This window comes from Micromonospora sp. NBC_01392, assembly GCF_045040125.1.
Classification (GTDB): domain Bacteria; phylum Actinomycetota; class Actinomycetes; order Mycobacteriales; family Micromonosporaceae; genus Micromonospora.
On sequence record NZ_CP109549.1, the window covers coordinates 2,763,235 to 2,788,802 of the forward strand.

General features: G+C 73.9%; 20 protein-coding genes. 16 read left to right on the forward strand and 4 right to left on the reverse strand.

What is annotated here, in order from left to right:
* The first annotated feature begins 27 nt into the window (after positions 1-27).
* Entirely contained in the window at positions 28-594 is a 567-nt protein-coding gene (locus tag OG767_RS12705) for an adenine phosphoribosyltransferase (RefSeq protein ID WP_405093580.1), read from the forward strand.
* A gap of 231 nt (positions 595-825) precedes the next feature.
* A complete protein-coding gene (locus OG767_RS12710) occupies positions 826-3,297 on the forward strand; it encodes a RelA/SpoT family protein (RefSeq protein ID WP_405093581.1) in 2,472 nt (823 codons plus the stop codon).
* 1,308 nt (positions 3,298-4,605) lie between these two features.
* On the opposite strand, the gene OG767_RS12715 is transcribed toward OG767_RS12710, so the two are convergent.
* Entirely contained in the window at positions 4,606-5,442 is an 837-nt protein-coding gene (locus OG767_RS12715) for a peptidylprolyl isomerase (protein WP_405093582.1), read from the reverse strand.
* 83 nt (positions 5,443-5,525) lie between these two features.
* On the reverse strand, positions 5,526-6,377 hold the full coding sequence (locus tag OG767_RS12720; protein ID WP_405093583.1) for a peptidylprolyl isomerase: 852 nt from the start codon (positions 6,375-6,377) through the stop codon (positions 5,526-5,528).
* 259 nt (positions 6,378-6,636) lie between these two features.
* Here OG767_RS12720 and OG767_RS12725 point away from each other — a divergent pair, with 259 nt between their 5' ends.
* From OG767_RS12725 to OG767_RS12735, 3 genes are read left to right on the forward strand one after another with little or no spacing between them, the layout of a single operon-like run.
* Positions 6,637-7,350 carry an MBL fold metallo-hydrolase gene (locus OG767_RS12725; protein ID WP_405093584.1) on the forward strand — a complete coding sequence of 238 codons (714 nt, stop codon included), beginning with the start codon at positions 6,637-6,639 and terminating at the stop codon, positions 7,348-7,350.
* A gap of 41 nt (positions 7,351-7,391) precedes the next feature.
* Entirely contained in the window at positions 7,392-8,726 is a 1,335-nt protein-coding gene (hisS, locus tag OG767_RS12730) for a histidine--tRNA ligase (protein ID WP_405093585.1), read from the forward strand.
* A 51-nt stretch (positions 8,727-8,777) separates the two neighbouring features.
* Positions 8,778-9,713 (forward strand): acyl-ACP desaturase, encoded by a 936-nt coding sequence (locus OG767_RS12735; protein ID WP_405093586.1) that lies wholly within the window; start codon positions 8,778-8,780, stop codon positions 9,711-9,713.
* A gap of 136 nt (positions 9,714-9,849) precedes the next feature.
* Here the strand turns inward: OG767_RS12735 and OG767_RS12740 are convergent, their stop codons facing one another.
* Positions 9,850-10,356 (reverse strand): PaaI family thioesterase, encoded by a 507-nt coding sequence (locus tag OG767_RS12740; protein WP_405093587.1) that lies wholly within the window; start codon positions 10,354-10,356, stop codon positions 9,850-9,852.
* A 56-nt stretch (positions 10,357-10,412) separates the two neighbouring features.
* On the opposite strand from OG767_RS12740, the gene OG767_RS12745 reads away from it, so the two are divergent.
* From OG767_RS12745 to OG767_RS12775, 7 genes are all read left to right on the forward strand, one after another.
* Positions 10,413-10,886 carry a winged helix-turn-helix transcriptional regulator gene (locus OG767_RS12745; RefSeq protein WP_405093588.1) on the forward strand — a complete coding sequence of 158 codons (474 nt, stop codon included), beginning with the start codon at positions 10,413-10,415 and terminating at the stop codon, positions 10,884-10,886.
* A 213-nt stretch (positions 10,887-11,099) separates the two neighbouring features.
* Positions 11,100-12,146, forward strand: a complete 1,047-nt coding sequence (locus OG767_RS12750) for a S1 family peptidase (protein WP_405093589.1) — start codon at positions 11,100-11,102, stop codon at positions 12,144-12,146.
* A 189-nt stretch (positions 12,147-12,335) separates the two neighbouring features.
* On the forward strand, positions 12,336-13,949 hold the full coding sequence (locus tag OG767_RS12755; protein WP_405093590.1) for an MFS transporter: 1,614 nt from the start codon (positions 12,336-12,338) through the stop codon (positions 13,947-13,949).
* Positions 13,950-14,030: 81 nt separating this feature from the next.
* Positions 14,031-15,836 (forward strand): aspartate--tRNA ligase, encoded by a 1,806-nt coding sequence (aspS, locus tag OG767_RS12760; RefSeq protein WP_405093591.1) that lies wholly within the window; start codon positions 14,031-14,033, stop codon positions 15,834-15,836.
* Positions 15,837-15,932: 96 nt separating this feature from the next.
* Positions 15,933-16,760, forward strand: coding sequence for an SDR family oxidoreductase (locus OG767_RS12765; RefSeq protein ID WP_405093592.1), 828 nt, complete (start codon positions 15,933-15,935; stop codon positions 16,758-16,760).
* A 73-nt stretch (positions 16,761-16,833) separates the two neighbouring features.
* Positions 16,834-17,445, forward strand: coding sequence for an ArsR/SmtB family transcription factor (locus tag OG767_RS12770; RefSeq protein WP_405093593.1), 612 nt, complete (start codon positions 16,834-16,836; stop codon positions 17,443-17,445).
* Positions 17,442-18,815, forward strand: a complete 1,374-nt coding sequence (locus tag OG767_RS12775) for an MFS transporter (RefSeq protein ID WP_405093594.1) — start codon at positions 17,442-17,444, stop codon at positions 18,813-18,815. The genes OG767_RS12770 and OG767_RS12775 overlap by 4 nt, the downstream gene beginning before the upstream one ends.
* On the opposite strand, the gene OG767_RS12780 is transcribed toward OG767_RS12775, so the two are convergent.
* On the reverse strand, positions 18,812-19,552 hold the full coding sequence (locus OG767_RS12780; RefSeq protein WP_405093595.1) for a GNAT family N-acetyltransferase: 741 nt from the start codon (positions 19,550-19,552) through the stop codon (positions 18,812-18,814). The genes OG767_RS12775 and OG767_RS12780 overlap by 4 nt on opposite strands.
* Positions 19,553-19,578: 26 nt before the next feature.
* Between OG767_RS12780 and OG767_RS12785 the strand changes: the two genes are divergently transcribed.
* The 4 genes from OG767_RS12785 to OG767_RS12800 all read left to right on the forward strand — a co-directional run bounded on the left by OG767_RS12785 (position 19,579) and on the right by OG767_RS12800 (position 25,504).
* Entirely contained in the window at positions 19,579-20,148 is a 570-nt protein-coding gene (locus OG767_RS12785; protein WP_405093596.1) for a GNAT family N-acetyltransferase, read from the forward strand.
* A gap of 63 nt (positions 20,149-20,211) precedes the next feature.
* Positions 20,212-20,424, forward strand: a complete 213-nt coding sequence (locus tag OG767_RS12790; protein WP_018785054.1) for a hypothetical protein — start codon at positions 20,212-20,214, stop codon at positions 20,422-20,424.
* Between the two features lie 74 nt (positions 20,425-20,498).
* A complete protein-coding gene (locus tag OG767_RS12795; protein WP_405093597.1) occupies positions 20,499-22,001 on the forward strand; it encodes a replication-associated recombination protein A in 1,503 nt (500 codons plus the stop codon).
* Positions 22,002-23,119: 1,118 nt separating this feature from the next.
* Positions 23,120-25,504 carry a hypothetical protein gene (locus tag OG767_RS12800; RefSeq protein ID WP_405093598.1) on the forward strand — a complete coding sequence of 795 codons (2,385 nt, stop codon included), beginning with the start codon at positions 23,120-23,122 and terminating at the stop codon, positions 25,502-25,504.
* Positions 25,505-25,568: the final 64 nt, after the last annotated feature.

The window sequence follows — 25,568 nt, forward strand, 5'->3', positions numbered from 1 at the left end:
TCGTTTCGAGAGGACATGGGACGCATCGTGACGGAGACGCACACCACCGGCGTACGGGGAGACAGCGGTCCCGAGGCTGCCCGGCTGGTCGCCAGCCGGCTGCTGGACGTGCCGGACTTCCCCAAGCCGGGGGTCATGTTCAAGGATCTGATGCCACTCTTCGCCGACGGCGTGGCGTTCCGTGAGGTGATCGACCGGATCATCGCGTACCACGGTCCGGAGTCCTTCGACGTGGTCGCCGGCATCGAGGCGCGCGGGTTCGTGCTGGCCGCCGCCGTCGCGTACGCCACCGGCGTCGGCGTGGTGCCGGTCCGCAAGGCCGGCAAGCTGCCCCGCGCCACCCACTCGGCCTCGTACGCGCTGGAGTACGGCGAGGCGACGCTGGAGGTGCACCAGGACGCGTTCACCGCCGGGCACCGGGTGCTGGTGCTGGACGACGTGCTGGCCACCGGCGGCACCGCCGAGGCCACGCTCGACCTGGTGGAGCGGGCCGGCGGCACGGTCGCCGGCTTCACCGTCCTGCTGGAGCTGGGCTTCCTCCAGGGGCGGGAGCGCCTCGCTCCGCGCCCGATCCATGCCCTGCTGACCGTTTGACAGTGCTCGTCCCGCGCAGCCCGCCGGCACCGACCGTCCGGGGGAGCGGCGGTCTGCCCTGCCTACGGGTAGCATTGCCCTTTGCCTGACCGGGCGGGCGACCGTCCGCAGGCGGCAGAGCCGCCGGGGCGGAGCCCCGGTGACCGGCGCGGAACAACACCGGCCCCCGGGTCGGTTGGATCAGACGTCGGCCGGACGGCCGGCGCATCCCGGCGAACGGTGAGGAGGCCGGTGTCCCACGATGTCGTCCCTCCGGTGGAGGGCACGGTGCACCCGACAGGCGACGCGGACGGCTCGGTGACCGAGCGCGACGGCAACCCACCGGTCGGGGCTATCGACGCCACCGACGGCACGCCGGACGCACCTGCCGACGGCGGTGGGGTCGTGGTGCCGTTCCCGACCGACGGCCCCGATGACCCGGTGTCCAGCGGCGGCTTCGCGCTGTCCAACGCGCCGACCGGCCGGCGGGTCCGCGCCCGGCTGGCACGGTTCAACGCGCCCTGGCAGACCTCCCAGGTCAGCGAGGTGCTGGAGCCGCTGATCGCGACGCACCGGGTGAACCATCCCAAGGCCGACGCGCGGCTGTTGCAGCGCGCCTTCGACACCGCCGCCCGGTGGCACTCGGGGCAGTACCGCAAATCCGGCGACCCGTACATCACGCACCCGCTCGCGGTGGCGACGATCCTCGGCAACCTGGGCATGGACACCACGACGCTGGTGGCGGCGCTGCTGCACGACACGATCGAGGACACCGAGTACACCCTCGATGCGATGCGCGCCGACTTCGGCGGTGAGGTCGCGCTGCTCGTCGACGGCGTCACCAAGCTCGACAAGGTCAAGCTGGGCGACGCGGCCAAGGCGGAGACGATCCGCAAGATGGTCGTGGCGATGGCCAAGGACCCGCGGGTCCTGGTGATCAAGCTGGCCGACCGGCTGCACAACATGCGGACGCTGACCTTCCTGCCCCGCCCCAAGCAGGAGCAGAAGGCCAAGGAGACGCTGGAGATCCTCGCCCCGCTGGCGCACCGCCTCGGTATGAACACCATCAAGTGGGAGTTGGAGGACCTGGCCTTCGGCACGCTGTTCCCGAAGCGGTTCGAGGAGATCAACCGGCTGATCGGGGAGCACCAGCCGCAGCGCGAGGCGCTGCTGCGCCAGGTGACGCAGAAGGTGCAGACCGACCTGAAGGCCGCCAAGATCAAGGCGGAGACCACCGGGCGGCCGAAGCACCTCTACTCGATCTACCAGAAGATGATCGTGCGGGGGCGCGACTTCAACGACATCTACGACCTGGTCGGTGTGCGGATCCTGGTCGACACGGTGCGCGACTGCTACGCGGCGCTGGGCGTCATCCACGCCAACTGGCAGCCGGTGCCGGGCCGGTTCAAGGACTACATCGCCATGCCCAAGTTCAACATGTACCAGTCGTTGCACACGACTGTCATCGGGCCCACCGGCAAGCCGGTGGAGATGCAGATCCGCACCTACGCGATGCACCGCACGGCCGAGTTCGGCATCGCCGCGCACTGGAAGTACAAGGAGCACAAGGGCACCCAGGTGGTCGGCCCGCCGGCGCACATCGACGAGATGACCTGGCTGCGGCAGCTCCTGGACTGGCAACGGGAGGCGGCCGACCCGAGCGAGTTCCTGGACGCGCTGCGGTTCGACCTGTCCAGCCAGGAGGTGTACGTCTTCACGCCGAAGGGCGACGTCATCCCGCTGCCCACCGGGTCGACGCCTGTCGACTTCGCGTACGCGGTGCACACCGAGGTCGGGCACAAGTGCATCGGGGCGCGGGTCAACGGCAAGCTGGTGCCGCTGGAGTCGACGCTCTCCAACGGCGACGTGATCGAGATCTTCACGTCGAAGTCCGACACGGCCGGCCCGACGCAGGACTGGCTCGGCTTCGTCAAGAGCCCGCGCGCCCGCACGAAGATCCGACAATATTTCAACAAGGAGCGGCGCGAGGAGGCGATCGAGGCCGGCAAGGACTCGATCGTCAAGGCGATGCGCAAGCAGGGCATGCCGTTGCAGCGGATGCTCACCTCGGACGCGCTGATGGCGATCGCCCGGGACCTGCACCTCGCGGACGTGGCCTCGCTCTACGCGGCGGTCGGCGACAGTCAGGTCTCCGCGCAGTCGGTGGTGCAGAAGCTGATGGCGTCCTACGGCGGCGAGGAGGGCGCGGCGGAGGACATCGCCGAGACCGCCGTCGCCACCCGGCCGCCGCGCAGCCGGCAGAGCAGCGCCGACCCGGGCGTGGTGGTGCGCGGCGTCAGCGACGTCTGGATCAAACTGGCCCGCTGCTGCACGCCGGTGCCGCCGGACTCGGTGTTCGGCTTCGTCACCCGCTCCGGCGGGGTCAGCGTGCACCGGGACGACTGCGCCAACGCCGAGGACCTGCGGGCCCAGCCCGAGCGGGTGGTCGAGGTGAGTTGGAAGCTCACCTCGGCGTCCACGTTCCTGGTCGCCATCCAGGTGGAGGCGCTGGACCGGCACAAGCTGCTCGCCGACGTCACCCGGGTGCTCTCCGAGGAGCGGGTGAACATCCTCTCCGCGACGGTCACCACCACCCGGGACCGGGTGGCGGTCAGCCGGTTCAGCTTCGAGATGGCCGACCCGAAGCACCTCGGGCACCTGCTGGCCGCGGTGCGCAAGGTCGACGGCGTGTTCGACGCGTACCGGGTCACCTCCGGGGCCTGAACTTGGATGCGGTTACATAGATGGTTGCCGCAGGGCGTTGCGGGCGGTCCCGGTAGTCCACTCGGGGGTGGATCTTCCTGAGCTGCAGCCCGCCAGATCCGCGAGTCGTCAGGCTGCTCACCGACCGCGGCGGTGACGTGGTTTCGATTGCGACTGGACGGCAGGGGTGATCCCTCAGCCCTCGCCGATATCTTGCTGCTGTCGCGATCTACTGGCGCAGGAGCCCGACGAGGCAGCCATCAGCCTGCTAGTCGGAGTGTGGTACTTCCCGCGTATCGGATCATCGACGCTCTCGACCCTCCGCTCGCCTTGGCCCCACCACTTGGCCTCGGGTTGAGCCCGTCGCTGGTGTTGACAGCGCCTTGATCCCGAGCTCGTGCGCACCGTCTCCTGGGACATCGATCAGAAAATGGCTGGATGACCGGTCATTCCGACGGCCTATACCACGGCTGCCTCGACTCAACAAGCACCACTGACCCATCCGGCCAGCGGCGGCTGAGTAACCGTAACGAGATCGCGATCTGAGGTATCGCTGCATGTGGATCAGTGATAGTTTGATTTCGGGGAGTAATCCTCAAATCGGGGCTCCGCACCCTGCGGGATCCAGGCTGCGAGAAAGGTGCTTCAATGCGAAAAGGAACCAAGCGGGCTCTCATTGCTTCAGTTGCGATGGGGCTCACTACGCTGGCTCTGCCAAGCACGCCGGCGTTCGCCATCTCGAAGGTGCCGTGCACTAGTTCGACCGTGGAACTAATCAATGCCCTTAACGTTCGCTCCTGCTTCTCGGGCAACGGAACTACTGCCCTCATCGGCAGCTTTGTAAGTTTCAAGGCTGGGAACAACGATGCTTCGGTCAAGTTCTCGAACGGGAATAGCCTTGGTCTCATGCCGGGCCAGAGTGCGCGCTGGTCGCTTCCCGGTGCGAGCTTGACGGCTGTCTCAATTTTCAACTAGCCAAGTTCGTCGCCGCTCGTGGCTGAGGTGGTTCTCCAGTGAGCTAGTCGGCGGCCTGGGCTGCTTCGAATAAATCCCGCGAATCTCGGCACAGGACGCTCTGAGTGCTATAGCGGCAGAACAGAGCTCCCTGCGTGTTTCCTCGAAATTATGTGGTCGTTAGGCACTGATAGCGGCGGGGCGTACCCAACGGTGGCACCGATGCTGGGTTGCATGTCTCAGGAGGAAGGCACCATCGCAGCCTTGATCTCGATGTCGTAATCCGGGTTGACCGCCAGACGTCCGGGGCCTGAGAACCCACGCATGAGAAACGCCCGCCGGTCGCACCGGCGGGCGTTTCTCGTCGAGCCTGGGTCAGCCCTGGATGTCGCTCAGGCTCACCTTGGTCATGACGATCTCCTTCTTCGGGTGACCGCCGCCGGCCTGCTTCGCGAACGCCCCGTCGTCCCCGGCCGCGGCGACCTGCTTCACCACGTCCATGCCGCCGGTGATGGTGCCCAGCACCGTGTAGTTCGGGTCGAGCGGGGAGTCGCCGTACACGATGAAGAACTGGCTGCCGGTGCTGCCCGGCGCAGTGGATTTGGCCATCGCGATGACGCCCTCCGGGTACGGCGGGCGCTTGTTGGTGGGCAGGTTCTCCTCGGCCAGGTTGTAGCTCGGGCCGCCGGTGCCGTCGGTGTCCCGCCAGCCCTTCCCGGTCGCGCTCGGGTCGCCGCACTGGAGCACCTTGATGCCTTCGGTGACCAGGCGGTGGCACTTGGTGTTGTCGAAGAAGCCCTTGCTGGCCAGGTGCGTGAAGCTGCCGGCGGTGCAGGGCACCAGGCTCCGGTCCAGCGTCGCGGTGATCGGCCCCAGGTTGGTGTCGATCGTCATCGTCTGGGTGCCCTTGCTCGCCTGCTGCGCCGGGGGTAGCCCGACGTCCTTGATCTGCGCCGGCCGGCCCTCCTTGGGCACCTCGTTGTAGGTGCACTGGGCGAAGCCGGCCGAGGTGCCGGCCTGCTCCTTGTCGTCGTCGTCGCCGAGCGACGTGGCCAGCCAGACGGTGCCGGCCACCACGAGCACCAGCACGGCTGCGGCGCCGGCGATCGCCTGCGTCTGCCGGCGCTTGCGGGCCTTGCCGGTCCGTTCGGCCATCTCCCGCTCGAGCCGGGCCCGCGCCGCCGCCCGCTGGCGGTCTCTGGTGGACGTCACGGTCACTCCTCACCTGCTGTGCATCGGGGGGACGGCGTCGCGCGCCGTCGAGTCAGGGTGGGTCGGGGCCGACCCGAGGTGGATCAACCGGCGCTGGGGCTGCTCGCCGGCGCGGCGTTCGGCTCGCCGACGGTGAGGCTCTGGATCACCACGTCCGTCTTCGGCTTGACCTTCGCCCCGCTGCCATTGTCCACGGTCGGGAGCTTGCCGATCTTCTCCACCACGTCCAGCCCGCCGGTGACCTTGCCGACGACGCTGTAGGCCGGCTTCGCCGGGTTGAAGTCCTTGAAGAAGATCAGGAACTGGCTGCCGTTGGTGCCCGGCGGGTTGCCGACCAGGGCGACCGTGCCCTTCGGGTAGGCCGGCGGCTGCCCCGGCGCGGGGGAGGCCGACGGGCTCGCCTCGGGCGCGGTGGGGACGTTCTCGTCGTAGAACGAGTAGGTCGGCCCGCCGATCCCGGTGCCGCTCGGGTCACCGCAGCGCAACGCGCCCTCGGTGGTGATCTCGTGGCACTTGGTGGTGTCGTAGAACTTCCGGCTCGCCAGGTGGGCGAGGCTCGCGCCGCCGCAGGGCGCGGCGGCCAGGTCCAGGTCGACGGTGATCGGCCCGCCCTGGTTGGTGGTCACCGTCATCGGCCGCGTGCCCGAGGTCGGCAGGTTCCTGGTGGCCGGCGTGCCGACGTCCTTGAGGTTGGCGTTCGCGGCGGCATCCTGCGGGGTCCAGAGGCAGGTGTCCTCGGCGGCCTGCTTCTTCGGCTCCGAGTCGAACGCGCCGAGCGCCCAGGCCGAGCCGGCCACGATCAGCGCGAGCACCACCGCGGCGCCCACGCCGGCCTGGATCTGCCGGCGGCGCTTCGCGACCGCGGCCCGCCGGGCGAGTTGCCGGTCGAGCTTGGCCCGCGCCAGTTTGCGCTGCCGGTCCCTGCTGGAAGCCACAGGTGCTCCCCTTCCTCTGCCTGATCGTCGCCGGCGTCCGGGCGCCGCCCGCCGTCCTCGGTAGGGGTGCGCCACGCCACACGCCCGCCAGAGTGTACGGCTACCGACTGGGAAAGTGGTGTACGAGGTCCGGCCTCGCCTTATCGGGCGTTGTCACTGGGGCCCGTGAGGCTGCCGGGCACGGTGGCGGGCGAAACCCGTTCGCCGGTACGACTAGGCTGCTGAACGAGGACGACGACCGGACGGAGAGGGGACGGACGTGCTCGTGGCCGGCTTTCCCGCGGACGCCTTCGGCACCAACTGCTACGTGGTGGCGACCGCGCCGGGGGAGCAGTGCGTGGTGGTCGATCCCGGCATCGGGGTGCTCGACCGGCTCGACGCCGTGCTCGCGGAGCACCGCCTGCACCCGGCCGCCGTGCTGCTCACCCACGGCCACCTCGACCACACCTTCTCGGTGGCGCCGGTCTGTGGCGCGCGCGGCATCGCCGCCTACGTCCACCCCGAGGACCGCGAGTTGCTGGCCGACCCGTCCAAGGCGCTGTCCATGGACCTCACCGCGCTCTTCGGCGGGCGGCTGCCGTACGCCGAGCCGGACGACGTGGCCGAGCTGACCGACGGCGCGACGCTGGCGCTGGCCGGGCTGGAGATCACCGTCGACCACGCCCCCGGCCATACCGGCGGGTCGGTGCTGTTCCGGATGCCCGGCGCCGGCTCGCCCTGGGAGGCCGACGAGATCTGCCTCTCCGGTGACGTGCTCTTCGCCGGCTCGATCGGCCGCACCGACCTGCCGGGCGGCAGCATGCCCCGCATGCTGGCCAGCCTCCGGGAGAAGGTTCTCCCGCTGGCCGACGACACCGTCGTCCTGCCCGGCCACGGCCCCGCGACCACCATCGGCCGCGAGCGCGCGAGCAACCCGTACCTCGTCGAGGTGTCCGGGTCCGCGCGCCCGGCCGCGCCCACCCGAGGCCTCTAGACCCTCGCCCGCGCCCCGCGCGGGTGCCCAAGGAGTACGCCATGAGCAAGCCCACGCCCCTGTCCGGTTTCCCCGAGTGGACGCCGTCGCAGCGGATGATCGAGCAGTTCGTGCTGGACCGGATCCGCGCCACGTTCGAGTTGTACGGCTTCGCGCCGCTGGAGACCCGGTCGGTCGAGCCGCTGGACCAGTTGCTGCGCAAGGGGGAGACCTCGAAGGAGGTCTACCTGCTGCGCCGGTTGCAGGCCGACGTCGACGGCCCGGCCGGCGACGACGCGCTCGGCCTGCACTTCGACCTGACCGTGCCGTTCGCCCGCTACGTGCTGGAGAACGCCGGCAAGCTCCAGTTCCCGTTCCGCCGCTACCAGATCCAGAAGGTGTGGCGGGGCGAGCGCCCGCAGGAGGGCCGCTACCGCGAGTTCCTCCAGGCCGACATCGACATCGTCGACCGGGACACGCTGCCGGCGCACTACGAGGCCGAGATGCCGCTGGTCATCGGCGACGCGCTGCGGTCGCTGCCCATCCCGCCGGTGCGCATCCAGGTCAACAACCGCAAGATCTGCGAGGGCTTCTACCGGGGCGTCGGGCTGACCGACCCGGAGGCGGCGCTGCGGGCGGTGGACAAGCTCGACAAGATCGGTCCGGCGCGGGTGACCGAGCTGCTGGCCGAGACCGCCGGGGCGAGCGAGGCGCAGGCCAAGGCGGCCCTGGCGCTGGCCGAGATCTCCGCGCCGGACGCCTCGTTCGCCGACGCGGTGCGAGCCCTCGGCGTCGACGACCCGCTGCTCGACGAGGGCGTCGCGGAGCTGACCGCCGTGGTGGAGACCGCCGCCGCGCACGCACCCGGCCTCTGCGTCGCCGACCTGCGCATCGCCCGTGGGCTCGACTACTACACCGGCACCGTCTACGAGACCCAGATGATCGGGTACGAACGGTTCGGCTCGATCTGCTCCGGCGGCCGGTACGACAACCTGGCCAGCGCCGGCAACGTCCGGTTCCCCGGGGTGGGCATCTCGATCGGGGTGACCCGGATGCTCGGTCTGCTCTTCGGCGCCGGGGCGCTGACCGCGTCCCGGTCGGTGCCGACGTGCGTGCTGGTCGCGGTCACCGCCGAGGAGGACCGGTCGGCCAGCGACGCGGTCGCGGCGGCGCTGCGCTCCCGGGGCGTCCCCACCGAGGTGTCGCCGTCCGCGGCGAAGTTCGGCAAGCAGATCCGGTACGCCGAGCGGCGGGGCATCCCGTACGTCTGGTTCCCGGGGGCGGACGGCGACGAGGTGAAGGACATCCGGTCCGGCGACCAGGTGGCCGCGGCGGCGGGCGAGTGGACCCCGCCCCGGGCGGACCTGAAGCCGCTGGTCGGCGGCGCTGGCGTCTGACGACGATTCGACCTACGGTGGCGTAAGTTACGCCACCGTAGGGAGAACGTCGTGTCCGTGCTCAGTCAGACCGCTCTGCTCACCGAACTCGAACCGGTCGTGGAGAAGAACCTCGACCGGCATCTGTCGCTGGCCAAGGAGTGGTTCCCGCACGAGTACGTGCCGTGGAGCGACGGGCGCACGTTCGACGGCCCGCTCGGCGGCGAGGCGTGGTCGGAGGCCGACTCGACGCTGCCCGAGGCCGCCCGCACCGCGCTGATCGTCAACCTGCTCACCGAGGACAACCTGCCCTCCTACCACCACGAGATCGCCAGCCTGTTCGGGCGGGACGGCGCGTGGGGCACCTGGGTGCACCGGTGGACCGCGGAGGAGGGGCGGCACGGCACCGCGATCCGCGACTACCTCACGGTGAGCCGGGCGGTCGACCCGGTGGCGCTGGAGCGGGCCCGGATGGTGCACATGTCCGCCGGCTACCACAACGTCCACGACGACGAGGTGCTGCACTCGCTGGCGTACGTGTCGTTCCAGGAACTGGCCACCCGCATCTCGCACCGCAACACCGGCCGGGCCACCGGCGACCCGGTCTGCGAGGCGCTGCTGTCCCGGGTGGCGGCGGACGAGAACCTGCACATGGTCTTCTACCGCAACCTGCTCGCGGCGGCGTTCGAGCTGGCGCCGGACCAGGCCATGCGGGCGGTCGCCGACGTGCTGGCCGACTTCCAGATGCCGGGGGTGGGCATCGACGGCTTCGCCCGCAAGTCGGTGGCGATCGCGCTGGCCGGCATCTACGACCTGCGCCAGCACCGCGACGAGGTGGTGGTGCCGGTGCTGCGCCAGTGGAACCTGTTCGAGGTCACCGGCCTGACCGGCGACGGCGAGGCCGCCCGCGAGCAGATCGCCGCCCACCTGGACATGCTGGAGACCCAGGCGGCCCGCTTCGAGGAGCGCCGCGCCGCCCGCGCCGCCCGCCTGACCGCACCCCGCTGACCCCCTCCCCCGGCACCTTCGCCCCACCCCGCTGATTCACGGAAAGAGTGGCTGTTCGCGGCCGGATAGCCACTCTTTCCGTGAAACTGCGCGGGGCGTGGGGCGGGGGTGGGGGTGGGGGAGGGGGAGGGGGAGGTCAGGGGGTTTCGAGGGGGAAGAGGAGGCAGGTGGAGGTGGCGTGGGCGACCAGGCGGTCCGTCGGGTCGGTCAGGCGGGCCTCGGCCAGCGCGGTGCGGCGGCCCCGTTGCAGCACGGTGCCCTCGCAGCGCAGCATGCCGCTGGTCACGGTGACCGGGCGGAGGAACTTCACGTTGAGGTCGAGCGAGGTGTAGCCGACGCCGGCCGGCAGCGTCGTGTGCACGGCGCAGCCGGCGGCGGTGTCGAGCAGGGTGGAGAGGACGCCACCGTGCACCGTGCCGAGCGGGTTGTAGTGGAACTCCTGCGGCAGCAGCTCGACGACGACGCGCCCCTCGTCGGCCTCCATCCGGGAGATGTCGATCAGGTTGCTGATCGGCGGGGCGGCCAGCTCGCCGGCGATCATGGCGCGGATCAGGTCGAGGCCGCTGCGTCGGCCGAGGTGGGCGACGCCGGTGGCCGGGTCGGACCAGGTGAACGTGCGGCTGCGCTCCTGCGTCTGGCTCATGGACCCAGCCTCGCAGCGCGTTGCTGAGTCTGTCAATCAGACCTAGCCTGGTCGGCATGAGACCCGCGGCACTGGACTGGTCGGTGGAGAACTGCACCATCGCGCGCGCCATGGAGATCCTCGGCGAGCGGTGGACCGTGGTCGTGCTCCGCGAGGTGTTCAACGGCGTACGCCGCTTCGACGACATGCGGGTACGCACCGGCATCCCGCGTCAGGTGCTGACCAGCCGGCTGTCCATGCTGGTGGAGCGCGGCGTGCTGCGGCGGGAGCCGTACCGCGAGCCGGGCAGCCGGCCGCGGCACGAGTACCGGCTCACCGAGATGGGGCTGGACCTGTGGCCGGTGCTGGTGGCGGTGCTCGGGTGGGGCGACCGGTACCTGGCCGACCCGGAGGGCCCGCCGCTGACCGTGACGCACCGCGACTGCGGCGCCGAGGTGCGGGTGGCGCTGCGCTGCGCCGAGGGGCACGACGTGGTCGAGCCACGGGACGTCCTGCCCGTCCCCGGCCCGGGCGCGCGTCGTCGCGGCTGAGCAGGGCCGCGTCGGGTCTGACACCTGGTGACGATGTTGTTGCCACGGCGTTACATGCGGCGGCGGTGCGAATCCGGTCAAACGCATGTCTTGTTTACGATCTTAAATGTGTGAATACTTTGGTCAGCCCGGACGGTTTCCCCAGGTCGCCCGGGTTGTCCTCGGGCGTTTCCGCATGACAGCGCCCGTTCACCCCCATCCGGAGGTTGTTACATGCGACCCACGAGGTCCACGCTCCGTCGCGCCGCCGCCGTCGCCGTCGCCGGTACCCTGGTCACCGGCTCGCTCCTCGGCGCACCCGCTCAGGCCGCCCCCTCGCCCGCCTCGCCCGACGCCGCCGCCTCCCTCGTCGCCAAGCTCGGCGACCGCGCCGCCGGCACGTACGCCGACGCCAGCGGCAAGATGGTCGTCACCGTGACCGACGCCGCCGCCGCCCGCCAGGTGCACGCCGCCGGCGCCGTGCCGAAGCTCGTCACCCGCGGCGCCAACCAGCTCAAGGCCGCCACCAGCGAGCTGGAGCGCTCCGCCAAGATCCCGGGCACCGCCTGGTGGACCGACGCGGCCACCAACCAGGTCGTCGTCTCCGTCGACAGCACCGTCACCGGCGCCAAGCTGGAGCGGGTCAAGGCCGCCGCCGCCCGCACCGGTGGCGCGGTCCGCATCGAGGCCGAGGCCGGCACGCTGACCACCCGGATCTCCGGCGGCCAGGCCATCTACACCGGTGGCTACCGCTGCTCGCTCGGCTTCAACGTGCGCAGCGGCTCGACGTACTACTTCCTGACCGCCGGGCACTGCACCAACCTGGGCTCGACCTGGTACTCGAACTCCGGTCAGACCAGCGTCCTCGGCACCCGGGCCGGCACCAGCTTCCCGGGCAACGACTACGGCATCGTCCGGCACAGCAACTCGGCCAACGCGGCCGGCAACGTCTACCTGTACAACGGCAGCTACCAGGACATCACCTCGGCCGGCAACGCGTACGTGGGCCAGTCCGTCCGCCGTTCCGGCAGCACCACCGGCCTGCGCAGCGGCAGCGTCTCCGCCACCAACGCGACGGTCAACTACGCCGAGGGCAGCGTCTCCGGCCTGATCCGCACCAACGTCTGCGCCGAGGGTGGCGACAGCGGTGGCTCGCTCTTCGCCGGCAGCACCGCGCTCGGCCTCACCTCCGGCGGCAGCGGCAACTGCTCCTCCGGCGGCACCACCTACTTCCAGCCGGTCACCGAGCCGCTCAGCGTCTACGGCGTGAGCGTCTTCTGATCCGCACCGCGCGAACGGGCCGCCGGGTGACCGGCGGCCCGTTCCGCGTGCACCGGCTTCGGCCTCGTGCGCCGGGTTCGTTCGGTGCGCCGCGTTCGGCCGCGCGCGCCGCGTTCGGCGGCGTGCAGCGGCTTCGGCCGGTCGGCGGGGCGGGGAGTGCCGGGCTCCGGACCGGGTAGGTATCGGCCGGTGAGCGCCTCCCCGACCGACGTGACCGACGTGACCGACCGGCAGCCGTCCGCCTGGGCGCCGCTGCGGTCGGCCGCGTTCCGCAGCCTCTGGCTGGCGGTGCTGGCCAGCAACATCGGCACCTGGATGCAGACCGTCGGCGCGCAGTGGCTGCTGGTCGACGCTCCGGGCGCCGCGACCCTGGTCTCGCTGGTGCAGACCGCCAGCATGCTGCCGGTGCTGATGCTGGCGCTGCCGGCCGGCGCGCTCGCCGACACGTTCGACAGGCGGCGGCTGCTGATCGCCGTGCAGTGCTTCCTGGCCGCCGTCGGCGTGCTGCTCACCGTGCTGACCGCGGCCGGCCGGATGCCGCCGGCGTTGCTGCTCACGCTCACCTTCGGCCTTGGCGTCGGACAGGCGCTCACGCTGCCCGCCTGGCAGGCGGTGATCCCGGAGCTGGTGCCCCGCTCGCAGCTCGTCTCCGCCTCCGCGCTCGGCTCGATCAGCGTCAACCTGGCCCGTTCGGTCGGTCCGGCGGTCGCCGGCGTACTGGTGGCCCAGGCCGGCGTGGCGGTGGTCTTCGCGGTCAACGCGGTCTCGTTCGCGATCTTCGCGGTGACGCTGGTGCGGTGGCGCCCGGCACGCCGGGAGCAGGACGCCGCGCCGGAGCGGTTCACCGCGGCGCTGCGCGCCGGCGGTCGGTACGTGCGGCACTCGCCGGTGGTCCGCCGGATCCTGCTGCGCGCCGCCCTGTTCGTGGTGCCCGGCAGCGCGTTGTGGGCGCTGCTGCCGCTGGTCGCCAGCCGCCGGCTCGGCCTCGGCGCGGGCGGCTACGGCGTGCTGCTCGGCGCGCTCGGCGTCGGCGCGGTGGCCGGCGCGCTGGTGCTGCCCCGGGTACGCCGGGTGCTCTCCAGCAACCACCTGCTGCTCCTGGCCGGACTGCTGTACGCGGTGGTGCTGGCGACGCTCGCGCTGGTGCCGGTGCCGGCGGTGGCGGTGGTCGCGCTGGTGCCCGCCGGGCTGGCCTGGATGACGGTGCTGTCCAGCGTCAACGCCGCCATGCAGCTCTTCCTGCCCGGCTGGGTACGCGCCCGCGGCCTGTCGGTCTACCAGATGGTGTTCGCCGGCGGTCAGGCGCTCGGGGCGGTCGCCTGGGGCGCGCTCGGCGAGTTCACCGGCCTGGTCGGCGCGCTCACCGTGGCCGCCGCGCTGATGGCGGTCGGCGCGCTGAGCGTGCTGCTCTGGCCGTTGCGGGAGACCCGGGGCGTGGACCGCGATCCGGCCGTGTACTGGCCCGAGCCGCACCTGACGCTGGAGCCGCCGGCGCGGGGCGGTCCGGTGCTGGTCACCGTCTCGTACACGGTCCGCCCCGAGCGGCAGGCCGAGTTCGTCGAGGCGATGCGCGCGGTCGGCCGGTCCCGCCGGCGTACCGGCGCAATGCGGTGGGGGCTGTTCCGGGCCGGCGAGCGGGCCGACGGTTTCGTCGAGGTGTACCAGGTGCCGACCTGGGAGGAGCACCTGCGCCAGCACGGCGGCCGGCTCACCGGCGCGGACCGGGTGGTCGAGGAACGGGCCCGGGCGCTGGCCGAGGACGACGTCCGGGTCAACCACCTGCTGCCGGCCGAGCCGGAGTGACAGCCGGGTGCCCGGGAGCCGGCCCGCCCGCCCTGACAGAATGCGGGAAGCAGTCGTGGACCAGATGAGGAGACGCCAGCCGTGATCCGTACCCACAATGCCGGAAGCCTGCGCGCCGCGGACGCCGGCTCGACGGTGACGCTCGCCGGGTGGGTGGCCCGCCGGCGCGACCACGGCGGGGTCATCTTCGTCGACCTGCGCGACGCCTCCGGCGTCGTGCAGGTGGTGTTCCGCGAGGAGGACGCGCACGCGCTGCGCAACGAGTTCTGCGTCAAGGTCGTCGGCGAGGTGACCCGGCGTCCCGAGGGCAACGAGAACCCGGACCTGCCGACCGGCGAGGTCGAGGTGACCGCCACCGCGCTGGAGGTGCTCTCCGAGGCCGCGCCGCTGCCGCTGCCGGTGGACGACCAGGTCGAGGCCGGCGACGACATCCGGCTGAAGTACCGCTACCTCGACCTGCGTCGCGGCGGCCCGGCGAAGGCGATGCGGCTGCGCTCGAAGGCCAACCAGCTCGCCCGCACGGTGCTGCACGAGCGGGACTTCCTGGAGATCGAGACGCCCACGCTGACCCGCTCCACGCCGGAGGGCGCGCGCGACTTCCTGGTCCCGGTGCGCCTCCAGCCGGGGAGCTGGTACGCGCTGCCGCAGTCGCCGCAGCTGTTCAAGCAGCTGCTCATGGTCGGCGGCATGGAGCGGTACTACCAGATCGCCCGCTGCTACCGCGACGAGGACTTCCGCGCCGACCGGCAGCCGGAGTTCACCCAGCTCGACATCGAGATGTCCTTCGTCACCGAGGACGACGTGATCGACCTCGGCGAGGCGATCGTGGCGAAGCTCTGGTCCGAGCTGGCCGGTCACGAGATCGCCCGGCCGATCCCGCGGATCACCTGGCACGACGCGATGGCCCGCTACGGTTCCGACAAGCCGGACCTGCGCTACGGCGTGGAGCTGACCGAGTTGACCGACTACCTGCGCGGCACCGCGTTCCGGGTGTTCGCCGGCGCGATCGACGCGGGTGGCTACGTCGGCGCGGTGGTCATGCCGGGCGGCGCGAGCCAGACCCGCAAGGAGCTGGACGGCTGGCAGGACTGGGCCAAGGCGCGCGGCGCGCGCGGCCTGGCGTACGTGGTGCTGGACGCGGAGACCGGCGAGGCGCGCGGCCCGGTGGCGAAGAACCTGTCCGAGGCGCACCTGTCCGGCCTGGCCGACGCGGTCGGCGCGAAGCCCGGCGACGCGATCTTCTTCGCCGCGAGCGCGGAGACCCGCGAGGCCCAGGAGCTGCTCGGCGCCGCCCGGATCGAGATCGCCAAGCGGGCCGGCCTGGTCGACGAGAGCGCCTGGGCGTTCTGCTGGGTGGTCGACGCGCCGATGTTCGAGAAGACGGACGACGGCGGCTGGACCGCCGTGCACCACCCGTTCACCTCGCCGAACGCGGAGTGGGTGGACCGCTTCGAGGAGGCGCCGGACCGGGCGTTGGCGTACGCGTACGACATCGTCTGCAACGGCAACGAGATCGGCGGCGGCTCGATCCGTATCCACCGCGGCGACGTGCAGCAGCGGGTGTTCGACCTGCTCGGCATCACTGCCGAGGAGGCGCAGGACAAGTTCGGCTTCCTGCTGGAGGCGTTCAAGTACGGTGCCCCGCCGCACGGCGGCATCGCGTTCGGCTGGGACCGGGTCTGCATGCTGCTGGCCGGCGCGGACTCGATCCGCGAGGTGATCGCGTTCCCCAAGACGCGCGGCGGCTTCGACCCGCTGACCGGCGCGCCGACGCCGATCACCGGGCAGCAGCGCACCGAGGCCGGCATCGACGCCAAGCCGAAGGCGCCCGCCGCGCCGCACGCCGGCACCGCCGGTCCCGCCGCCCCGGTCGCCGACCCCACCTGAGCCCCGCACTTCCGGTCGCCGGCCCGGCGTCCGGGCTGTCGATCACGAGGTTGGCGGGACGCCGTCGCGGCGGGTCGCCCCGCTAACCTCGTGATCGTGGCGCAGCGGGGCGGGACGAGGCTGCTGGTGGTGGGCGGCAGCGGATTTCTGGGCGGCGAGGTGTGCCGGCAGGCGGTCACCGCCGGCTGGCGGGTGGTGGCGACCTGCCACGCGGGCGGCGTCCGGGTGCCGGGCGTCACGGTCCGCCGGCTCGACGTCACCGACCGGGCCGCGGTGCGCGCGCTGCTGACCGAGGTACGCCCGGATGCCGTGGTCGGCACCCCGTACCGCGTCGACGACTGGGCGGTCACCGCCGACGGGGCGGCTTACGTGGCGTCCGCCGCCGCCGAGGTGGGCGCGCGGCTGGTGCACCTGTCCAGCGACGCGCTGCACGCCGGGCGTCCCGCGCCGTACGCCGACGACGAGCCGCCCACGCCGGTGTATCCGTACGGGGCGGCCAAGGCGGCGGCCGAGACGGCGGTGCGGGCGGTGGACCCGGGGGCGTTGCTGGTGCGGACCTCGCTGATCCTGGGGGAGGGGAGCAAGCAGCTCCAGCGCTGCCGGGACGCGCTCGCCGGCCGGGCCACGCTGTTCAGCGACGAGATCCGCTGCCCGATCGACGTCACCGACCTCGCCGCGGCGGTGCTGGAGCTGCTCCCGACCGACCTGGCCGGCCCGCTGAACGTGGCCGGCCCGGACCAGGTGAGCCGCGCCGACGTCGGTCGCCTGCTGGCCCGCCGGCTCGGCGTCGACCCGGCCGGGTTGCGGACCATCACCACGGCCGCCGCCGGTCTGCACCGCCCGATCGAGGTACGCCTCGACTCCGCCCGCGCCACCGGCCTGCTCCGGACCCGCCTGCGCGGCGTCGCCGAGCTGTTCGCCTGACCGTCCGCACGGATGCACACTTTCTTTGCATGAGTCTTGTGCACAGAAAGTGTGCACAGATATTGTGCATCGCATGGAGAGCGAACAGACCCGCCCTGAGCCGCGCCGGGTCCGGCTGGACCACCAGCAGGTGCGCGTGCTGGCCCACCCGCTGCGGATGCGCCTGGTCGGCGCGCTGCGGGTGAACGGGCCGGCCACCGCCACCCGGCTCGCCGAGCTGCTCGGCACCAACACCGGCGCGACCAGCTACCACCTGCGGCAGCTCGCCGAGGTGGGCATGGTGGTCGAGGACCCGGAGATGGGCACCGGGCGGCAGCGGTTCTGGCGGGCCGCGCACGACGTCACCCAGTGGGAGGCCAGCGACTACGACGACGACCCGGACGCCCGCGCCGCCATCGAGTGGATCGAGGCGGACTACATCCGCTTCTTCACCGAGCACGCCGAACGGTGGGCCGCCCAGCGTCACGAGTGGTCGCCGGCCTGGCGCGACGCGTTCGGCATGGGCGACTTCTTCATGCGGATCCCGGCCACCCGCCTGGAGGCGATCAAGGCGGAGGTGTTCGCGGTCTTCGAACGGCACCGGGACGAGACCGACCCCGCCGACCCCGACGGCGAGCTGGTGCAGCTCTACCTCGCCGCGTTCCCGCTGAGCCCGGTCCTGCCACCCGCCGAGGAGAAGCCGTGAGCGCCCTGTCCGTACGCCAGGTCCGGTTCCGCTACCTCACGTTGTACGGTCTGCGTTGGCTGCCCAGCGGCCTGCTGATGACCGTGATGATCCTGCTGATGCAGGAGCGCGGCCTGTCGCTGTCCCAGATCGGCCTGGTCGCCACCGCGCAGGGCCTGGTGGTGCTGGCGCTGGAGCTGCCCACCGGCGGGTTCGCCGACGCGCTCGGCCGCAGACCGGTGCTGCTGGTCGCCTGGGTGGTCGCCCTGGCGTCCCTGGCGCTGATGGCGGTGGCCGACTCGTTCTGGATGTTCTTCCTGGTCTGGGCGTTGCAGGGCGTCTACCGGGCGCTCGACAGCGGCCCGCTGGAATCCTGGTACGTCGACGCCACGCTGGCCGCCGACCCGGACGCCGAGTACGAACGCGGCCTCGGCTGGGCCGGCACCGTCATCGGCGTCGCCATCGGCGCCGGCGCGCTGCTCGGCGGCGGCCTGGTCGCGCTCGGCCCGCTCGGGCCGGTCAGCGCGTTGACCGGCCCGGTGCTGGTCGCCGCCGCGCTCCAGGCCGTCTCGATCGTGGCGTTGCTGACGCTGATGAGGGAGCAGCGCCCCACGTCCGGCCCGGCCACGGTGCGGGCCTCGATGGCGCAGGCGCCCCGGATGGTCGGGCAGGCCGTCGGCCTGCTGCGCCGCAACCGGGTGCTGCTGGCCCTGGTCTCCGTCGAGCTGTTCTGGGGCTTCGGCATGGTCACGTTCGAGTCGCTGCTGCCGATCCGGCTGTCCGAGGTGGTCGGTGGCGCCGACCGGGCGGCGGCGCTGCTCGGCCCCGCCGGCTCGGCCGCCTGGCTGGCCAACGCGGCAGGCGCCGCGCTCACCCCGGTCCTGCTGCGTCGCCTCGGCGCCGCGCCGGCCGCCGCGCTGATGCGGGTGCTCCAGGGCGGGACCGTGGTCGGCATGGGCCTGCTCGCCGGCCCGGTCGGCGTGCTGATCGCCTACCTGGCCTGCTACACCGTGCACGGCGCGTCGAACCCGCTGCACATGGGGCTGCTGCACCGGCAGGTCGACGGGCCTTACCGGACCAGTGTGCTGTCGCTGAACTCCATGATGGCCCAGCCGGCCGGCGCGCTCGGCGCGGTGGTGCTCACCGCGCTGGCGGACGCCACCAGCGTCCGCGTCGCGATGCTTGTCGGCGCCGTGGTGCTGGCCGTTGCCGCCCCGCTCTACCTGCCGGCCTGGCGCGCCAACCGGGCCGCCGCGCGGTCCGGGGCCGCGCAGCCCCTGGTGGGCCCGGTCCCGGCGACCGGCCCCGACGGAAGTCCCGCCGGCCCCGGGCCGGCGGCCGTGCCGGTGTCGGCACCATCGGTCGGGGCCGCGACCGTGGGCCGCTCCTAGCCCAGGTGGACCGTGGTACGCGGCGCGGTGCCGGCGAAGCCCAGCCGGCGGTAGAGCCGGAGCGCGCCGACGTTGACGGTGTAGACCCCGAGCGCCACGTGGTCGTACCGGGTGAACAGGGCGCACGTCATGCCGGCGGTCAACGCCCCGCCCAGCCCCCGACCGCGATGCCCGGGCGCCACGGTCAGCCCGGCCAGGAAACCGATGTCGCCCCGGCTGCGGTCGGCGCCGCAGGCGATCAGGCGGTCCCCGTCCCGGATGCCGTACCAGTCGACGATGCCCGGGTCGCCCGGCCGGGACGTGGTGCTCGGAAAGGCCTCGTCGACGAGCGCCGCCAACGCGGGGTGGTCGGCCTCGGTGAGCCGTACCACCCGCTCCTGCTCCGGCTGGTGCGGTGGCGGCCCGGTGGTCCAGAGGAAGTCCCAGTCGCTGGAGCGGGCCGCCGGCAGGCACGCGCCCAGCGCGTCCGGCGCGACCCGGGACAGGTTCACCGACTGGCCGGCCCGGAGCGTCCCGTCCGCCCGCTGGGCGGCGAGCACCTCCAGCGCCGGGCCGGGCGCGCCGATCGCGGCGCCGGCCGACCACTCGCCCGGCGGCAGCAGCCACCCGACCGTGTCCCCGCGTCGCCACCCCCGCGCGGGCTGGTCGCGGCGCAACGCGTGCCGGGCGTACGGGTGGTGCCCGGTCGCGGCGAGCACCGCCGCCCGCCCGGTCAGCACCTCGTCGACCGTGATCATGTCGCCAGCCTACGAGAGGACCAGCCGTGACCCCCATCCGCTCCGTCCGTACGGTCCGCCTGCCCGGTTCACGCTGCACGCTGCGCGAGTGGACCGACGCGGACGCCCCGGTCCTGCACGAGTTCCTGACCGAGCCCACCGTGGTCGACGGCGTGCTGGACGAGGAGATCCCGACCCCGGAGGTGGTGCGCGAGGCGATACCGGCCTGGCGGGAGACCGCCGGCGGGGAGCCGCGCCCGGAGTACCGGCTCGCGGCGGTCGACGGTGACCTCCTGCTCGGGCTGGGAGTGCTCACGGTGACGTCGGTGGCGCACCGGCGCGGGGAGGTCGGCTACGCGGTGCGGAGCGCGCACCGGGGCACCGGGATCGGCACCGAGATCACCCGGTTGCTGCTGGACCTCGCGTTCGCCGGGGTGGGGCTGCACCGGGTGGAGGCGACCGTCCAGCCGGACCATGTCGCGTCCCGCCGCGTCCTGGAAAAGGCCGGCCTGCACGCGGAGGGAGTGAGCCGCGACCACCTGCTCGTCCGCGGCGTCTGGCGGGACTCCGCGCGGTACGCGGTGCTCGCCACCGACCATCTCCACGGTGGAGATTGACGAACAGACCGATCGGGTACATCCGTCGCCGACCTACTGGGAACCCCCACCGGAGGAAACGACATGCTCGCCATTCTCGCGGCCATCGTGTTCGGCTTCGCGCTGCTTCTCGACTTCATGAACACCGACCTCGGCGCCCCCGACCTGTTCAGCACCTCGACGCTCATGCTGATCGGCTTCCTGCTGCTCTCGCTCTACCTGGCCGGGGTCGGCTCCGGCCCGCGCGGCGGCGGGGGCGGCCGGTGGTACCGGGGCCGGCGGCCGGGTCGCGGCTGACCGGAAAAGACCACAGGGGTCGGGTCGGCGGCGCGATTCCGGCGCCGTCGGCCCGGCCCGGTACTGTTCCCGTGATGGAATCCGACGCCCTCTTCACCCTCGGCGAGCCCGCCGGAGCGCCCGGCGCACCCGCGGCCTCCGGCGGCGTCGACAGTTTCACCGACACCCGCGCGGATTCACCGCTGCCGGTCCGGATGCGGCCGGCCGGCCTGGACGAGCTGATCGGGCAGGACCACCTGCTCGCCCCCGGCGCACCGCTGCGCCAGTTGGTCGAGGGGGCCGCGCCGATGTCGGTCATCCTCTGGGGTCCCCCCGGCAGCGGCAAGACCACGATCGCCCACCTGGTGGCCCGCACCACCGACCGGCGCTTCGTGGCGATGTCCGCGCTGACCGCCGGCGTGAAGGACGTCCGCGCCGTCATCGAGACCGCTCGACGGCAACGCCGCTCCGGTGGCCCGCCGACCGTGCTCTTCATCGACGAGGTGCACCGGTTCAGCAAGACCCAGCAGGATTCGCTGCTCGCCGCCGTCGAGGACCGCACGGTCACGCTGCTCGCGGCGACCACGGAGAATCCGTACTTCTCAGTCATCTCGCCGCTGCTGTCCCGCTGCGTGCTGCTCACCCTCCAGGCGCTCGACGACGACGCCGTGCGCGGGCTGCTGCGCCGCGCGGTGGCCGACGAGCGCGGGCTCGGCGGCGCGCTGGTCCTGGCCGAGGACGCGGAGGACCATCTGGTCCGGCTCGCCGGCGGCGACGTGCGCAAGGCGCTCACCGCGCTGGAGGCGGCGGCGGCCACCGCGACCGCCACCGGCGCGGCGCGGATCGACCTCGCCGTGGCCGAGCAGGCGGTCGACGTGGCGGCCGTGCGCTACGACCGGGACGGCGACGCGCACTACGACGTGACAAGCGCCTTCATCAAGAGCATGCGGGGCTCGGACGTGGACGCGGCACTGCACTGGCTGGCCCGGATGCTGGTGGCCGGCGAGGACGCCCGGTTCATCGCCCGCCGGATGGTCATCTTCGCCAGCGAGGACGTCGGCATGGCCGATCCCACCGCGCTGACCGTGGCCACCGCCGCGGCGCACGCCGTGGAGTACGTCGGCCTGCCCGAAGCCCAGCTCAACCTCGCGCAGGCGGTCATCCACCTCGCCACCGCCCCGAAGTCGAACTCGGCCACGACCGCCATCGGGGCCGCCGTCGCCGACGTGCGCGCCGGTCGCGGCGGCTCGGTTCCGCGCGGGCTGCGGGACGCCCACTACTCCGGGGCGCGCGGGCTCGGCCACGGGGCCGGCTACCGGTACCCGCACGACGACCACCGGGGGGTGGTCACCCAGCAGTACGCTCCGGACGACCTCGTCGGGAGCGACTACTACCGACCCAGCGGGCACGGCGCGGAGCGGGCGGTGGCCACCCGGCTGCCGGTGCTGCGTCGGATCGTCCGCGGGTTGCCCGCACCGGTGACGCGGGGGGAGGCCGGTACGCCGGTCGCCGCGTCCGGGGTCCGGGCAAGCGGCACCGAGCAGGTCGGCGGGGCGAGTGAGGGTGGCGGCGACGCCACCGAGGGGGGTCAACAGTGATGGCGCGTGGTCCGGATCGGCCGGCGGACGGCCCTGACGAGCGGCGCGATCCGAAGGCCAAGGGCCGCCGGTGGGGACGCGGCCGGTCCGCCGAGGCCGAGCCGGACCAGGCGGTCGCCGGCGAGGAGTTCGGCTGGATCGACGACCTGCGTAGCGCCAAGCAGCAGCGCGGCGAACTCGGCCCGGAGGGGGAGACGCCACCGGGCCCGGCTCGGCGACCCGGTGCCGCCCGCGCCCCCGAGCCGGATCGGCCGCCCCGCCCGGGCGCGGCGCCCCCACCCGGTCCCGGCGGCCCCGGCCCCGGTGCGCCGTCGGCGCCCGGCGGAGCGGCCCCGCAACCTCCGGCCCCCGGCCGGGCGACTCCACCAACTCCACCAGCCGGCCGGTCCGCTCCGCCGCCTCCCGCACCGGGACGACCGGGCGCGTACGCCCCGGGACCCGGTGGTCCGGCCGCACCTCCTTCGGGCACCGGTGGACCCGGCCCGCAGCCCTCGATGCCCGGCCGTCCTGGCAGCCCGCCCACGGCCCCCGGTCGTGCCGCCGCGCCGGCTCCCGAGCCCGGTCGCCCCGGCCCGCAGCCCCCGACGCCCGGTCGCCCCGGCCTGCCGCCTCCGTCACCCGGTCGGTCCGGTCCGCAGCCTCCGACGTCCGGTCGGCCCGGCCCGGCGCCGGCCGCCGGCCAGCCGGGTCGCGCCCCGCAGGCACCCGGTGGACCCCACCCGACCGGCGCCGGTGCAGCCGATCGGACCGACGCGACGATGCCGCCGGTGACGAGTCGCTCCGGCGCGGCGGCGCCCCCGGGCCCCGGTGGTCCCGCCCCGGCGCCGCCGGTACCCGGCCGCGCCGGTGGTCCCGCCCCGGCGCCGCCGATACCCGGCCGCTCCGGTCCGGACCGTCCTTCGGGCGCCGGCCGTCCCGGCCCGGACCTGCCTCCGGGTGCCGGCCGTCCCGGCCCGGACCTGCCTCCGGGCACCGTCCGTCCCGGCCCGGCAGCGCCCCCCGGCGGCCCCGGTCCCCGTCCGCAGGCGGCCCGGCGTGGTCCCGACACGACCGGGTCCGGGCCGGCGGTGCCGCCGGCCCGTCCCGCCGGCCCCGAGCCGGTCACGCCGCGCCGTCCCGTGGAGGGGCCCTGGCCCGGTGTGCCCGAGGCGCCCCGGCCGGACGGCCCGCCGCACCGTCGCGGCACGGACGGCCCCACCGGTCGGCAGCCGGCGGTCGCCGGCCGGCCGGCCGGTCCTCCGGTCGCACCTCCGACCGGCCCGCCCACCGGACGAACCGGACCCGACCGCGCCGCGGCCGAGCAGGGTCCGGCATGGCCGTCCCCCGGTGACGGCGGCGCCTCCCGGACGGCGACGCCTCCCACCCCGCTCGGCCGGCACGGCGTCGAGACGCCCGGCTCCCACGCCGCGGGCCTGGACACCGGAACCCGGCCCGCCGCCACCGGTCGCCGCGCGTCGCCCGACGACCCGGGCGCGGTCCGGCCGGTCTCCGGCGCGGGCCGCCGGGCGCGACCCGACGACGAGCCGACCGGCGCGACGCCGGCCACCGGCGGTGGACGACGCTCCCGCCACGAGGCGACCCCGCCCGGCTCCCGCCACGAGGCGACCCCGCCCGGCTCCCGCCACGAGGCGACCCCGCCCGGCTCCCGCCACGAGGCGACCCCGCCCGCCGGTGGCCACCGCTCGCCGGAGGGTGCGGTCGACCCCGCCGCCCGACCGGTCTCGGGTGCCGGCCGGCGGGCCGCCGCCGAGCCGGACCGGCCGACCGCCGTGCCCCGCAGCGGGAACGCCCCGGAGCTTCCCGGTGCCACCGCGCCCGTCTCCGGCGCCCCGGCGGAGGGGGCGGGCCCGCCCGCTTCCCGCCGCGCCCCCGCCCGTGGCCGGCGGGCCGCTCCCGACGCTCCCGGTGCCGCCAACGCTCCCGGTCCCGCAGGTGCCGCCGCCCCGCCGGCCCGGGCGCCGCGCCCGGCGGCCGACGAGGCGGGTGAGCCACGCGCGCAGCGCCCGGAGCGGCCCGCCGACTGGCTGCGCCAGGCCGGCCGTGCGTCGCACACCGACCCCGCCATGCCGGCCGCCCGTCGGCCGGCCGGCCCGCCGGTCGACGAACCGGCCGGCGGCCCGGAGCGCGCGCCGACCGGCCGCGCCGTGGCCGGGCCGCCCGTTCGACCCGAGCCGGCCGGCCGATCCCAGCCGCCGGGGCCGCCGGCTCGCGAGCATCCCGTCCGGCCCGAGCCGGCTGGCCGATCCCAGCCGCCCGGGGCACCCGTTCGACCCGAGCATCCCGTCCGGTCCGAGCCGCCCGTCCGGCCCGAGCCGCTCGGCCCGGCCCGGGGCGCGGCCCGAGCCGGGGTACCACCGGTGGCCGGAGACCGCGGCGCGGCCGGTCCGGCCCGCGCGGGCGTGCCGCCGACGGGGCCGGGCGGTCCCGGCCCGCAGGGCGACCCCGAGCGCACCGGTGGCCTGACGGCGCGGGGAGGCCGTCCGGACGGGCGCGGTCCGGTCCGTCCCGACGACTCCGTCGCGCCGGGCGGCGCGCCCCGTCCGGCGGGAGCGCCCGAGCCACGACCGGCCGGCGGACCGACGGTGGCCCGGGCCGCCGCCGGGGTGGCCCGACCGACCGGGCCGGCCGAGCGGACCGCTGACCGGACCGCTGGGCGGGCTGTCCCGCCCACCCCGGAACCGGTCCGGGCCGCGGCCGCCGCGCCCGTCGGCGGGGTGCCGGGGGTGCCGGCGGTGGCGCGGGCGGCTGCGGTCGTACCGCCGGGGGAGGCCGCGGGGCCGCGGCCCGGCGCGGGCGACGAGCCCGTGCCGCGACCGGCCGGCCCCGGTGCGGACGGGGCGGAGGCCGGTGGCCTGCGCGGCGCCCGCTCCGAGCTGCGTCGGCAGATGCGCGAACGGCGCCGGCTACGGATGGGCCTCCTCGCGCTGGTCAGTCTCGTGCTGCTGGGCGCGGTCCCGCTCTACTTCGGGATGCGGACGCTCAGCCGGGACCCGGTCTTCGACACGCTCGACGCCCTCGACGTGCCGTCCTGGGCGGCGACGAAGACGGTCGACAACGTCAGCGGCAGCCGCTGGTGCCTCCAGGACTGCCGGCTGCGGGAACGCGCGGTCGAGTCCGACCAGGGGTGGAAGCAGACCGTGGCCGTCTACGAGCAGGCCCTGGCCAAGGACGGTTGGCGGCGTTGGAAGGTCGACCGCTGCCCGGAGGAGCAGGTCGAGGGCAGCTACACCTGCTGGCGGCGGGACGAGCTCACGCTCGACCTGTGGGTTCGCGACCCCGCCTGCACGCCACCGCCGGTGGACGGGGAGCCGGCGCCGTCCGCGCCGCCAGCGCCCGCAGCGGCGACGTGCACCGGCTCGTTGGTGTCGGTGAAGGTGCGCAACGCGATCGACGACGAGCGCACCGGCCCGACGCCGACCACCGATCCGTCACTCACCGGTGAGGATCCGTTCCCCACCCTCACCGACGACCCGCTCGGCGAGCCGACCCCCTCACCGTCGTGAGCCGACTTCCCTCACGGACGGTAGGGTCTGGGGCTGGCGCGCCCGCCCGTGCCCGGTGACCACC

Bases quoted from the DNA above. Each gene is read 5' to 3' on its own strand.
- hisS (WP_405093585.1), top strand. From the start codon at position 7,392: ATGAGCAAGCCCACGCCCCTGTCCGGTTTCCCCGAGTGGACGCCGTCG.
- OG767_RS12740 (WP_405093587.1), bottom strand. From the start codon at position 10,356: ATGAGCCAGACGCAGGAGCGCAGCCGCACGTTCACCTGGTCCGACCCG.
- OG767_RS12745 (WP_405093588.1), top strand. From the start codon at position 10,413: ATGAGACCCGCGGCACTGGACTGGTCGGTGGAGAACTGCACCATCGCG.
- OG767_RS12750 (WP_405093589.1), top strand. From the start codon at position 11,100: ATGCGACCCACGAGGTCCACGCTCCGTCGCGCCGCCGCCGTCGCCGTC.
- OG767_RS12770 (WP_405093593.1), top strand. From the start codon at position 16,834: ATGGAGAGCGAACAGACCCGCCCTGAGCCGCGCCGGGTCCGGCTGGAC.
- OG767_RS12780 (WP_405093595.1), bottom strand. From the start codon at position 19,552: ATGATCACGGTCGACGAGGTGCTGACCGGGCGGGCGGCGGTGCTCGCC.
- OG767_RS12790 (WP_018785054.1), top strand. From the start codon at position 20,212: ATGCTCGCCATTCTCGCGGCCATCGTGTTCGGCTTCGCGCTGCTTCTC.
- OG767_RS12795 (WP_405093597.1), top strand. From the start codon at position 20,499: ATGGAATCCGACGCCCTCTTCACCCTCGGCGAGCCCGCCGGAGCGCCC.